Origin of the sequence: Enterococcus phoeniculicola ATCC BAA-412, from assembly GCF_000407505.1 — a bacterium.
Lineage (GTDB): Bacteria > Bacillota > Bacilli > Lactobacillales > Enterococcaceae > Enterococcus_K > Enterococcus_K phoeniculicola.
In genome coordinates this window covers 1-13,741 of sequence record NZ_ASWE01000003.1, presented here as the reverse complement: position 1 = coordinate 13,741, position 13,741 = coordinate 1, and the positions used below count along the sequence as shown (strand labels likewise).

At 36.8% G+C, this 13,741-nt stretch carries 12 protein-coding genes; all 12 read right to left on the bottom strand.

The window, feature by feature from the left end:
* Positions 1-5: 5 nt before the first annotated feature.
* A complete protein-coding gene (locus tag I589_RS10825; RefSeq protein WP_010767799.1) occupies positions 6-536 on the bottom strand; it encodes a potassium-transporting ATPase subunit C in 531 nt (176 codons plus the stop codon).
* A 16-nt stretch (positions 537-552) separates the two neighbouring features.
* Positions 553-2,583 carry a potassium-transporting ATPase subunit KdpB gene (kdpB, locus tag I589_RS10820; RefSeq protein WP_010767798.1) on the bottom strand — a complete coding sequence of 677 codons (2,031 nt, stop codon included), beginning with the start codon at positions 2,581-2,583 and terminating at the stop codon, positions 553-555.
* A gap of 15 nt (positions 2,584-2,598) precedes the next feature.
* The gene (gene kdpA, locus I589_RS10815; RefSeq protein WP_010767797.1) at positions 2,599-4,275 is read right to left on the bottom strand and encodes a potassium-transporting ATPase subunit KdpA; all 1,677 of its coding nucleotides are present in this window, start codon (positions 4,273-4,275) and stop codon (positions 2,599-2,601) included.
* Positions 4,276-4,697: 422 nt separating this feature from the next.
* A complete protein-coding gene (locus tag I589_RS10810; RefSeq protein WP_010767796.1) occupies positions 4,698-5,840 on the bottom strand; it encodes a WxLIP family cell surface protein in 1,143 nt (380 codons plus the stop codon).
* Positions 5,841-5,873: 33 nt separating this feature from the next.
* The gene (locus I589_RS10805) at positions 5,874-6,764 is read right to left on the bottom strand and encodes a WxL domain-containing protein (RefSeq protein ID WP_010767795.1); all 891 of its coding nucleotides are present in this window, start codon (positions 6,762-6,764) and stop codon (positions 5,874-5,876) included.
* A gap of 13 nt (positions 6,765-6,777) precedes the next feature.
* Positions 6,778-7,707 (bottom strand): WxL domain-containing protein, encoded by a 930-nt coding sequence (locus tag I589_RS10800; protein WP_010767794.1) that lies wholly within the window; start codon positions 7,705-7,707, stop codon positions 6,778-6,780.
* Between the two features lie 42 nt (positions 7,708-7,749).
* Positions 7,750-8,544: a WxL domain-containing protein gene (locus I589_RS10795; RefSeq protein ID WP_010767793.1), complete on the bottom strand. Its 795-nt coding sequence runs from the start codon at positions 8,542-8,544 to the stop codon at positions 7,750-7,752.
* A 141-nt stretch (positions 8,545-8,685) separates the two neighbouring features.
* On the bottom strand, positions 8,686-9,393 hold the full coding sequence (locus I589_RS10790) for a WxL domain-containing protein (RefSeq protein ID WP_139242893.1): 708 nt from the start codon (positions 9,391-9,393) through the stop codon (positions 8,686-8,688).
* 91 nt (positions 9,394-9,484) lie between these two features.
* A complete protein-coding gene (locus I589_RS10785; RefSeq protein WP_010767791.1) occupies positions 9,485-9,706 on the bottom strand; it encodes a hypothetical protein in 222 nt (73 codons plus the stop codon).
* A 14-nt stretch (positions 9,707-9,720) separates the two neighbouring features.
* Positions 9,721-12,690: a hypothetical protein gene (locus tag I589_RS10780; RefSeq protein ID WP_010767790.1), complete on the bottom strand. Its 2,970-nt coding sequence runs from the start codon at positions 12,688-12,690 to the stop codon at positions 9,721-9,723.
* A 247-nt stretch (positions 12,691-12,937) separates the two neighbouring features.
* Positions 12,938-13,282 carry a DUF6568 family protein gene (locus I589_RS10775; protein WP_010767789.1) on the bottom strand — a complete coding sequence of 115 codons (345 nt, stop codon included), beginning with the start codon at positions 13,280-13,282 and terminating at the stop codon, positions 12,938-12,940.
* A gap of 45 nt (positions 13,283-13,327) precedes the next feature.
* A partial coding sequence (locus tag I589_RS10770; RefSeq protein ID WP_016250109.1) for an LPXTG cell wall anchor domain-containing protein occupies positions 13,328-13,741 on the bottom strand: 414 nt, incomplete at its 5' end.

Here is a 13,741-nt window from a genome sequence, read left to right as displayed (position 1 = left end):
TTATACTATTCCTTTAGTTTATCTAATGCTAGGTTTAACTGCAAAACATTGACATATTTCTGATTAGAAAACCAATCCTTTTGACCATGTTCTTCAATTAACTTGTAAATCGCTTGTTCAGAAATTCCTCGTTCTTTTGCAATACGAGCTACTTGAAATTCAGCAGCTTGTTCACTAATATCTGGATCAACTCCGCTAGCAGAAGCTGTCACAAGATCATTCGGAACTTTCTTTTCTGTTGAATTTTTTGTTTGTTCCAAGGCTGTCCGCTTTTCAATTCGTTGCTTTTGCTCTTTTGAAACAGGAGATAGTTGACTGACCTCTTCACTACGTCCTGAAAAATATTTTTTTTGTTCAAATGGTTGTCCAATTCGTTCTGATCCAATCACTTGATTATCTACGACAAGTTGACTCCCATTCGCCTGATTTGAAAAAAATAATTGTCCTACCCCTGTGACGAATACCGTATATAAGCCGCCAAAAATGAGGGTGCTCAAAATCAGAAAACGTACACTTCCTAGAATACTTTTTTTCATTCTTCTTTCTCCTTCTCTACAGAATAATTAATGAAAGGATTATATCAATCACTTTGATAAAAATGAATGGAGCAATAATCCCCCCAAGTCCATAGACTAGCAAATTATGCCGCAAGATTTGACTAGCAGGTTTTTCTTTGTACTTTACTCCTCGTAATGCTAAAGGAATCAGTGCTATGATAACCACCGCATTGTAAATAACCGCAGACAAAATCGCCGTCAAGGGACTGCTTAATCCCATAATATTCAATTGATCCAATTGCGGATAAATACTATAAAATAGTACTGGGATAACGGCAAAATACTTGGCGATATCATTTGCAATACTAAACGTAGTCAATGCACCACGTGTCATCAACAATTGTTTGCCAATCTGAACCACTTGCAGTAACTTCGTTGGGCTAGAGTCTAAATCGATCATATTTCCTGCTTCTTTTGCCGCTTGCGTTCCAGTATTCATCGCCATTGCCACATCTGCTTGCGCCAAGGCAGGTGCATCATTCGTCCCATCGCCAGTCATTGCAACCAAGTGTCCCTTTTCCTGATACTCTCGGATTAAATCCATTTTATTTTCAGGGGTCGCTTCAGCTAAAAAGTCATCCACACCTGCTTCTGCAGCAATTGCTGCTGCGGTCAGAGGATTATCTCCAGTAATCATAATGGTTTTTATCCCCATTTTGCGCATATCAGCAAACTTCTCTTTCACTCCATTTTTTACAATATCTTTCAAATAAACAACCCCCATCACACGATTGTTTTTCACAACTACTAGGGGCGTTCCGCCTGCTCGAGCGATTTTATCAACTATTTCATCACATTCGGGAGGATAAATTTCGCCTTGGACCTGTACGTATTTTTTCATCGTATCAGCAGCCCCTTTACGGATTTCATCCCCCCGATAATCAATCCCGCTCATTCGGGTTTTTGCGCTAAAATCGATAAATTTTACTTCTGACTGCTGGAATTCTCTTTCTCGAAAATTAAATCGCTCTTTTGCTAAAATCACGATACTGCGACCTTCTGCTGTTTCATCTGCTAACGAAGACAATTGTGCAGCATCCGCTAGCTGTTCTTCACGAATACCAGGAACCGGTAAGAATTCACTTGCCCGACGATTTCCCAATGTAATTGTTCCTGTTTTATCGAGTAAAAGAACATCCACATCTCCTGCTGCCTCTATCGCACGGCCACTCATAGCAATCACATTTTCTTTCGTCAAACGACTCATACCAGCAATACCAATTGAAGAAATCAGCGCCCCAATCGTTGTTGGCGCTAAACAAATTAACAAAGCAATCACAATAATCATTGAGAGAGACTCTCCTCTTCCTGAAAGCTGACTGCTAAAACCTGTAAATGGGACTAATGTGATAGAAACGGTTAAAAAGATGATGGTTAAGGTGATTAAAAAAATCTGTAATCCTATCTCATTAGGCGTCTTTTTCCGTTGTGTTCCCTCAACCATAGCAATCATCTTGTCTAAGAATGACTGCCCATTCTCTGAAGTCACACGGATAACCAAATAATCTGATACAACGGTGGTTCCGCCTGTAACAGCGCTACGGTCACCGCCAGATTCTCGGATGACTGGTGCTGATTCCCCCGTAATCGCACTTTCGTCCACTGATGCTGCGCCTTCAACCACATCCCCATCTGCTGGAATCTGTTCTCCTGCAAGAACGTAGACCAAGTCCCCACGCTTCAAATCAGAAGAACGCATTTCAATAAAGTTTCCCTCTTTAATATCCTCTAAACGAGTAATTTTATAAGTCATTACTTCTTTTTTCGCTTGTTTTAAACTATCTGCTTGTGCTTTTCCACGTCCTTCTGCAACTGCCTCAGCAAAGTTCGCAAAAAGTAAAGTCAGCCAAAGAAAAACAGTCACTGAAATACTAAACCATACTGGGACACGCATAGGATAAAAACATAAAATCGTTGTGAGGATTGCGCCTAAATAAACAACAAACATCACGGGATTTTTGAGTTGTTGCCGTGGATCTAATTTTTTAAAGGACTGTCCGACAGCCCATTGATAGATTTTTTTCATTTTTATTCACTCCATCTAATTCATCGTAAAGAATTCTGCAATTGGTCCCAATGCCAATGTTGGCAAGAAACTTAGCGCACCCACCACTAAAATGACAATAATTAGCATAGAAACAAATGTTGGACTAACTGTTGAGAGCGTTCCGGAGCTTAGTGCCGCTTTCTTTTTGCTGCCCATATTTTCTGCCAAAAACAAGATAGCTATCATTGGTAAATAGCGTGAAATAACCATTAACAGACTACCTAAACTATTTATAAATGGCGTGTTTGCAAGTAAGCCGCCAAACGCACTCCCATTATTATTAGCTAGAGAAGTAGCACCATAAAGTAACTCACTAAAAGCATGAGGACCTTCATTCGTTAACCAAGATTGTATTTCCGGATGCAAAACAAGAGCCATCGCGCCAAACAATGTCAGCATTAATGGCGTCAGAATAACCAAACTAGCCATTTTAATATCAAAAGCGTCTACTTTCTTTCCTAAATATTCTGGTGTGCGTCCGACTAAAAGCCCTGCAATAAATACTGCCAGTAATAAAAATGCCAACATTCCATACAGACCACTTCCTACACCGCCAAAAATAATTTCACCAAGCTGCATTAGAAACATAGGAATCGCTCCACCAAACGGCATAAAGCTATCTAACATGGCATTGACAGACCCATTAGATGCTGCCGTGGTTGACACCGCCCATAAGCTTGACCAGCCAACACCGAAACGAATCTCTTTTCCCTCTAAGTTAGTTGATCCAAGAACGTTTGCAAATTCAGGACCATAATACTCGCTTAACGCTACACCAACAAAAGCTAATAAGATGAAAAATAGAGAAACAAGCATAATCGTTCGACCTTGCTTCCACTCCTTCACCCAAAAACCAAAAGCAAAAATCAAAGCCACTGGAATCAATAAAATCGCCAGGTTCTCAATAAAATTGGTGAACAAGGTCGGATTTTCAAATGGATGAGCAGCGTTTGCACCAAAGAAGCCGCCACCATTTGTTCCCAGCTGTTTAATCGCTACCTGACTAGCTACTGGACCCAAGTATAACCAAAGATTGTTTCCTTCCAACCCTTCATAGGAAATGCCCGATGTAAAAGTCTGAACCGTTCCTTGTGAAACCAACAAAACTGAAAAAATAAGCGCCAGTGGCAGTAAGATGTAGAGCAAACTACGCGTTAAATCCTGCCAAAAGTTTCCCAGCGTTTTCTTCTTAACTTGTGAGAATCCACGCAACACCGCTACCAAAACAGAAAGACCCACACCTGCTGAAAGAAAGTTTTGGACAGTCAGTCCAAACATCTGCACCAAATTGGATAAATCCGTTTCACCTGCATACGCTTGCCAATTCGTATTCGTTACAAAACTAACCGCCGTATTTATAGCTAATGGCCATGTTAAATTTTTAACTGAAGAACCCCCAGGCAGAAAATGCTGGATTCTTAATAAAATAATCAAGAGCAAGAGTGAAAAAAATCCTAACAGCAGAACATTTAAAATATACCGTTTCGCTGACATATCTTTTCTACTGACTGGACCAATCACTTTATAAAACAAACGTTCAGCTGGTTGTAAAAAACGAACGCCTTTTGGGACTCTTCCCTGCATAATTTCTTTCATATACCAGCCTAAAGGGAATGCCAACAATAATAAAATAAATAGGAAAAATACTCCTTGATAAATCACACTACTCATATCTCTTCCCCCTTAAATAAAAACCAGAAAAGATAGACCATTAATAAGAAGCCAACTATCCCAAGAATAATCGTCATTTCATTTCTCTCCTTTTTCAATCAGTTCGTAAAAGACAGGATTCCCTTTACTTTGTCAGTATAAAAAAAAAGACCTAAAGATAGTGTGAAAATTTCAAGCATTTCTTTACACTATCTTTATACACGACTTATCTAGTTCTAAATAAATGAAGAGAAGCAGACAATCAGTCAGGGCAGGCGTAATCAAACTGAATTGATTCCTCCAACAAAAAAAGACACCCTCCAAAAAATGAGGATGCCTGATAGAGTATACTTAAAAAACAATCTAGCTTTACTTTATAAATTTTTTCCATTTATCTATTGAATGGCATGCACTACGTCTGCAGCTAAGATATGAATTTAGAATTACTTCTTTAGCTTTTTCTTTAATCTAACAATCCAAATCACTAACCCTAGGAAAACTAGAATGAACAGACCCATCCATAATTGACTATATGACCACGTAGATGGCTCTTCTTCAATTACCACTGCCTTTTCGTTCACCGCTTTTGCTTGTTTAGATTCAATAGTAAATGCCTCATCCCAATGCCATTTCTGATTAACGATTTCCGGCTCACCATCAATTGCTTTATTTTCTACAGTTACATCAGCAGTATACTCTCCCGCTTTGAAAGGTTGATTTTCCCAGTCAATAGGTAAGTTAAAATTAGAATTAGGGGCAATTCGAAGCTTCGTTTGATTAAATGAATGAAGCACTTCATCGCTCCCTTTTTTTCTTATCTCAGCTTTAATTGTTACATCTCGTAACATAACCGGCGTTTCATTCTGCAGATTAACCAGCAACTTGTTGTACCCGTTGATTTGACCAGCAATAATTTTCTTCTGATTTAAAACCATACTAGGCTTAACTTCTTTATCATTTTCACGCAGTAATAAACCAATGACATAGGCAATTCTATTTTTTATTTGAACATTTTGATCAGCGGCAGATTCTTCTGATTCTTTCTGAATAAAACGAATCCCCCCTAATAGAACGCCATCAAACGATTCGCTTGGCATTTGAATCGTTAGTTTATATTTTTTACTACTTTGTGCGGGAATTTTAATTTCTTTATCCCCTTTGACAAAATCCGGTATCGGATATTTTAACGTGTTATCATAGGCAACATCTTCAAGTTTAATCGGGAGTAGCGCCTCGTTTTCATTATTTTTTTTTGCTTTTTCTAATTCATTCTCTAAGTTCCAACTGTAATCAACCACTACATTTGAATTTGTTGTCGCTACATTGATTTCAGCAAAGACCGTGATCTCTTTATCCGAACTATTTGATACATTCACTTCTAACACTTTTTCTTCATTTGGATGCACCAATAAATCAAAGTAAGAATAATTTTGATTTTCTTGATCCTCTGGTATAACTGGCGACACAGAAAAACTAGCACTATTTTCTACAGCAGATGCATGAGATGGTGAGCTCATTCCTATCAAAAGTATTAAAATGAAGCCTATAAAAATTCCTACTGCTTCTTTTTTATATCTTATGTTCATACATCTTCCTACTTTCTACTCGTTCTTTTTCCATTACGGTGTACTCTCAATTGACCATATCATGTCTGCTTTATAATCACCTAATTCTTCTGAACCGGCATACGCAGGCAATTCAAGGAATAATCCCGAATCTATTGGAATTTCACCATGCTCATCCTTTATTTCTTCCACATCTTTTGTATAATTTTTATCAAAAACAACATAGGTCCTGCCATGATAATATTTTCCAGACTCACCACTGACTGTCGCTTCATTTGCATCACTTGGTCCAACAGAAACCATTTCTTCAGAAATACCCGGAGCAAAATAGTGGAGCGTTCCATCAGGTAAATCTGTATACATCGAAGTTGGATTTCCTTGTGGTACTTCATCTATTGAAGGATTCTTTATTGAATTTTCATCAGCGTAGAGAGAGACTCCATTAAAACCAACTTTTGCTCCAACTAATTGATGACCACTTTTAACCGTCGTAAATTCACTAAGTTCCAATTTCACTTTATAGCCAGGGGAATCTTCTCGAATATCTTGAATCGTGAAAAAATAAGGCATGTAGTATCGAGGATTACTCCCCGTAGTTGAATCATATCTCGTATACCCCATCATTTTTGCACCCTCTATTGTTTTTTTGGCCATGACGTTTCGAACACCAAAGTTAAAATTAGGAATAAACGTAAACTGATATTCAGACTCTCCTGTAGTTAATCCATTGCCAAAATTATCTGGTGTAATATCCGTGTTGAAACTACCATTTCCTAGTCCTGGCTTCTTTTGTTTTATTGAAATATAGTCTGTATTAAACATTAAAGTTGCAGCTGTTGTCGCATCAATTTGTTCTGCATAGGTTTGAATTGACAATAGGATGCCATAAAAGAAAAAGATTCCAAAGAGTGCTTTTTTTATGGATTTTTTTTCTTTACTCTTCATCTTTTCCACTCCTTTAGGGTCCAGCTATGATACTCCAAGTTAAATCGCTCTGATAAGCTTTGCCTTTTTCCGTTACCGCGCCTTGAGGAACCCTTAAAATCTGAGCAGGTGTTCTCAAAACATTCTCATAACTATCTTTATTCCAAGACCATTCAAAGTCTGGTTCGTACGTTTGATCAAAAACAAAATAAGTAGTTCCAGCACCTGATCCTACAGGGGCTGCTAAAATATCTTGAGCGACTGTTGTAATATCTTTATAGGAAGAATCTACTTCTTTTAAATAATAACGATTGCCTAAATTTGTTGTTGGTTCTTTATCGTTAATCAATTCGTCAGCTGTTAGTAAAGGTTGATACGCTTCTTTACGATCCAAATAATTAATCAACTTATCGCCTTCTACTCCGTTACTGTATACTTTAGCGCCAGAAAGGTAAATGGCTGAACCAACAATGACATCATCAGCTGATAGTTTGTTGACGAATGGCGTTGCTTGTAGCTGTACTCGCCAGCCACTATTCGTTCCACGAACATCCTGTAAAATGAAAAAAGCCTGCATATAATACTCATAATCAATTTCTGAGCCTTCTGTTAACTTAGAATAATTTTGAAGTTTGCCAGCAATATTTAAACTTTTTTCATCAGGTAAAATGGAGACGCCAAAGTTAAAATTAGGTACATAACTGAAGCCCAAACTATTATCTGAGCTAGTATAATGGCTTTCATCTTCTGCATCAAAGGGAGAAATTAATTCATCTTTTCCTGGTTTGAATAACTTTTTATCTTTTGCAGACTGAATATTTCCTTTTTCAAAATTCCCTTGTATATTCGTGTTACCTGATACATAAGGTACCTCTTCTGCATTAGATAAAAGTGGAAAAGAGCAAAGTAATCCACTAAACGCGATTGAAACCATTACTCGTTTCCAACTATTTAATTGATTCATTTGATTCGCTCTTTTCATCACTTTTTTGAAAATCATTTTCTTTTAAGCTGGTGTACTCGTTAATGTCCAAGTTAAATCTGCTGAATAATCAGCTGCACTTTTATCAGCACTTGCAGGAATGATTAACTGCACATCTTCATTGGTAGAAGCTGAAGTTCCTTCAACGACTTTCCCTGAACCAAGAGTCATAAACCAAGAGTTATAACCCGCACCCTCTGCTGCTGTCATTAATGTTTGTTCTGTACCGCCTAATTCAATTTCCACAGTTTCTTTTGCAACAATTGGACTAATCGCATCCAATCCAGTTGTTAATTCGCCATTGAAGTTTATTGAACTTGCATCTAATTTAGAAATAACAATTTTTGAACCTGTTAAAACATTGGTTGAACCTTGATCCGTATTTTTTAAATCAGACCCTGCAACACTCAGTTTCCATCCTTCTTTAGTTCCTCGAATATCTGTCACTTGTACATAGTTTTTCACAAATTTTTCTACCGTTGATTGATCTTCTTGCAATGCTAAAATTTTGTTGTACAGTGCAGGTTGTTCAATCTGAGCAGATTGGTTTTTGAATGATCCAAAATCCAAATTTGGAACAAAATCCATGCGCAAAGGTCCTTTACTTGCCGAACCATCAATTGGTGGAACCAGTTCTTGACCTGGATCTGTCGGATCTGTCGGTGTTTCTGGATCTGTCTCATCAGCCGCCTCAATCGTTGCAGTCGCTTTTGAACCAGCGGATATTGGTGTTGCTTCTCCTTCAGCAAATGCGACAACTGTCCCACCAAGTAAAATTGTTGATACAAGCAATGTTCCTAATAATGTAATTTTTTTCATAATTAATTCTCCTTTTTTTTTTATCTTTATAAGTCCGAAACATGGCTATTTTAGTTCAGCTTCGAACTTTTAAACCCTTGATAACTGGCGGATACAAAAACAGCACCTATCCCAGTTTCATAATTAAACTTCCTCTATTTTTTAAGCGGGAGTAGCAGCAATAGACCAGTAAAGATTCGTTTTGTACGAACCTGCCAATACGGATGCATCTTTAGGAAGAAGAAGATACACACCATCTGTCATAGGTAATGGTTCATCTTTATTTTTTACTTTAGTCAATTCACTACCATAGCTAACCATCCAAGAATTTTTTCCACCTTTAGCAGACACAGCTGCCAAAGTTTGTGCTTTTGAATCATCTGATAAGTCGATAACAGTTGTCTGTTGTGTTGATACCTCGTCTACATCATTTTCTGAAATACTTTTAACTACTGGTCGTTCAAAAACTAATTGTGCACCCGCAAAAGTACTGGAGACGTTGTCTGACTCTGACAGATTTTTTAAACTATCTGCCCTCAAGAAAACTTGCCAGCCAAACTGATGATCACGAATATCTGTTAATTGAAAGAAGGGGGTTACCCACATAGCTTGAGATTGTGAATTTATTTCACTCATTTGGGCAGGAACTTTCAATTCGTTTCCAGTATACTCAATTGAACCAAAATTGAGGCTAGGAGCATAATCAATTCGCAAAGTTCCCTCTCCATAAGCACCATCCATCGGAAACTCATTTATTGGTGTCCAATCGGTTGGATTAGTGGGTGTTGCAGTTGAATCCCCTGGTAACGAAGCCACTATAGCTTTACTATCAGCGGAAACGTTTTGTACTGAAACGGTAAAACTACTCATACTAAAACTACTTATTAATAAAACTTTTAGAATCCTACGTTTCTTTTTACCAGATAACAATGATCAATTTCCCCCTCTCAGTGTATTTGCTTCATTTTGTTTTCTTAGAGTAATGATTTATTACTAAAAACAAACTCAATAAAATCATTATCAACCCAAGCCAACCCAATGAATTTGACCATTCATTCAATGACGGCAAACTACCTTCAGGACTTTTTTTCTGATATGCTGTTTTCACAATTAAGTAGCCTGTTGTTGAAATTTCCTGTGTACTGCCTAATACAACATTAGCAAGTCCATTTAAAATTATCATATTTATCAACCCCTTTAAGGCGTTAAGTTAATTGTCCAAGTCAATTCACCTTGATAACTTCCTTTTAATAATTCGCCAGGTTGTGCATCAATAAACACGCCTAACTTGTTCTCTGGTTTCCAAGAAACAAGTGTTTCAACAATTTTCTCTTCTGCTGCTCCTGATTGACTAAAAATAGAAGCATTATCTAATAAACTTTGTTTTTCTGCATCAGCTGATGATCTAAACCACAACAAATTCGGATAATTCTCGTTTCCAGTTTCTGAAAGAAAAGACGTACATTGTACTTGTAGCTCCCAGTCTCCAGCAGTAACGACTCCACGTTCATCGCTAATCTTTAATTCTTGAGATTCTTTGGGAAAGTAATCAGTCGTAAAGGCAGCTATTTTCCCATCAAAATTAATCGCGGAAGGGACTTCCTTAAACGCAATAACTGGTAGTGTAATGGTTGCTGTAACAGGATTTCCTCCAAATTCATAGACTTTCGTACCATCATTGTAAGAGAAGGTAAAAGGTGCTGTAGTATGTCCTTCTACAAAGTTTTCCAATCCTTTAATATCCAGCTGATCATTTGAAATTTCAGTCATTTTACTAATATCAAAAAGATGAACCGCTCCTTTTTCAAAAACCATTGCTTTTCGTTGCTCATCATTTTTGTTTGCTCTCAAATCAACAGTCGGTACAGTAAAATTGTTTCCCTGAATCACATATAATTTATCTTTGGTTGTCGTTTCAACATGTGAGTTTTCATCTCCCACAAAGACTGGCACAATAACCGTTGTAACATTCTTACTTTCATCTTCTAAGTCAACCTTTACTTGGGTTATACCAACTTTGCTATTATCAAATTGTGTTTGATCAGCAGAAAGAGAAACTTTTACTTTTTCTTTACTGTTATCCTCCACATTCTTAACTAGCTCATTAACATTAGAAGGCATCGTATCACCAACATAAATAAATTGATTCACTGGTTCTGCTGACGGTGCAATTTCATCAGGAATATGTTTCACTACTGATTTATAGCGATAGTCGTATTCAGAGGTCACCGTCACATCTTTACCAGCTGCTAAATGTCCTTCCAAGTTCCAGTTAAATGCTCCATTTGCGTCTGCGACCGTTTCTTGTACATAAGTAACAAGTTTGTCGTCTTTTATTGCCTGATAATGCAAAATAACTCTTGATCCTGGATAGCTCTGACCCGTTATCGCTGTGCTATCTTCATAAGAAGCATTGTCTGAATATAGATCGTCTACAATCAGTTTTGTTACCCCAATTGATACTAATCCATCTGTGTTCGACAAAATCAAGTTTCTAGTACCATCACCAGGAATACTACTATTTGTAACACTCCCATTAAAGGCTATCTTTGATTGAATTTTACCGTTGTAGGAAAAAGGGGTGTTGTCATTTCCTATCATATATTTCTGATCAAGTGTTTTATCCGAGTTTACTGAGAGCTCTCCTAGCAATGCTCGATCCATCGAATCATAAAAGAACAAACCGTCAGCAGTAATATTAAAGTTCTTCGTTGTATTATCTGACCCCATTACTGCCACACTAGAACCGCCAGACTTCTCTAAAAGAAAACTTTTAGGCTGTCTTAATTGCAGCCCTCCGTTTAAAGAACTATCTGCTGAAATCCATAACAGTTGTGCTTTATCTGATGCCGCTTTTAACTTAAATACAGCATTTTGCTCCACTAATAATCCTCTAGTATCTAAAACAGCTGCCGACTCGGCGTAATTATTCGCATTAAAAATAAACGATGCATCTGTTCCTACTGTCAAAGAAGAAACTTTTGCTTCATTCTCTCCAAAGAAACGATTGATGGTTGAATCTCCTGCGTCAATATTTACTGATGAACCAGCATCAACAGCTACAGTCGTTTTACCATTATAGAAAAATGACTGCCAGACACCCGTACCATTTGCAGTAATGTTGACTGTACTATTGGAATGAGCTGTAAAAAAACTGTCCTGATTTTTACGAAACTCAAAAACAGGTTTTTGACCTTCAGCTACCCGATTCATAGCAACAGTTTCATAGAAATCTATAGAATCAGCACCCGACACTATAGCATTCCCGGAATGAGTTTCTAGAGTTGAATTGGTGAGACTCACACTTCCGGTACCATTTACTGTCGTAAGTCCACTTTTTTCACTTCCGATAGAAACAAGTGTATTTCCTTGAAAATCGACATTCGTAAACGCATACAAACTATTTTTCTTAGAAGATTCAATATATGTACTATCAGTTCTTAAATCAACTAACTTTATCTCTTTAAATTCAATTGTTTGATTATTTGAATTACTTTTTAATGATCCAGAATCAATCGAAAGTGTAACGTTCTCTGCCTCTGCAGATGCATCTGGAGCGTGACCATAAATCGTTAAATTTCTTGATACCGAAGTACCACTCTTTTTATCTTTACCAATCAATACATTCGTCTGAATAGTCATATTGGTAGTTAAATAAATATTTTTAACTCCTGAATATTTATATTCTCCACCAATGCCAATGACACCTCCAACGACTGTATCATTTTTTAATACTGCAATTAAATCATCCACGGTATCGACGGTAATGTCTGTACCATTTGGCTCTGGTAATCTTGTACTAGCTTCTACTATTTCTCTGTCAGTTTCTATCGAATACTGAGTATTTGATGAGGTAGTTTCAGCTAATGGTTCTGATTTAAATTCAAGTTCTGAGGAACTTTCCATCTCTTCTTCATTACTTGCTTTTGCTCCATACTCTGCTTCCAAATCTAACGAAGCTTGTGAATGATAATTTATATCATCAGGTTCAGATGTTAAATCTGAGTAGTCAAAAGAAGTTAGATTACTCGTTTTTTCCACTTGCTTTGAGGTGTCTTCCGTATCTGTTAAAGCGCTAGTAGCAGCAGTTACAGTAATTTTTGTCAAAAAGAAACAAACAAAAATGAAGACCAGTATAAACACTATATTTAAATTTTCCTTTTTCATTGTATTCACTCTTTTTCTATGAATAGTTTTCGAGAATTTTCTAAATATAAGTATATATTATGCAACTTCCCCAATAGTTACATAATATATACTCGAGTTTTATTTAAATAGTCAAAAACAGTTTATTCATAGTATTCTATGTCTCTTTGAAAATAACCGGTAATTTTATACTTTTCACTGCTTTGACACAAAACGTAATACTTTGTTAATTTTTCACTCTTCCGTCTTCTAACTGTAGGCGCGTGAATTAGTATTTCTCCATTTTTTTATAGTTACTATATAATTTTTTTGCTGAGCCTTCGCCTTGTATCTTAGTGACTTTACCATCTCTAACTTCATACAGTGAAGGAACTAGTTTAACATCATTTTCTTGAATAAACGTTCGCCACTCATCTAACCTTTTATTTTTAGATAAATCTACTTCATAAATATTTTCCCCTGATTTTAAATATTTATTAAACTCAATACAGTCAGAACAATCTTTTTTTGAAAGTACAAAATAAAAGTTTTCTTGTTTGTCGACAAGCTGCTCATATTCCGAATAGGATAAACTATTACTTTTGATACTAAAAAATAGAATCGTCCCTATCATTAACGATAGTAATATTGAGAGTCCAATTTTTACCTTTTTTATTTTTTAATTCTCCTTTCTCTTTTTAATTAATACTACAACTGCTATAAGAGAAAGAATCATTCCCACCCATATGAACTTGTTATTAATGAGCTCATTCATTTTAGGAAGGCCTTCATAGTGTTGTTTTTTAACTATTTTTAAATTAGGTGGTGTAACCGTTGGCTTATTGGAATGAACCACATCCCCTTTATTGCCAAAATTCAAGTCTCCTTGGTTAGGGATTCCGCCACCTTTAATGTATGGGAACAACTCGGCTTCCGTTGCGTCACCTCGAATAGCTGTTGTGACAGTCATGGTATATTCATGACCCGCTAAGTAGCCATAACTATCGTCTTGTTTATTCAGTGTAAAGGCAATCTTGTTGTCTTTGATTGATACTTTTCCAGATTTTGTGACATCTGCCCCAGTTTCATCTTT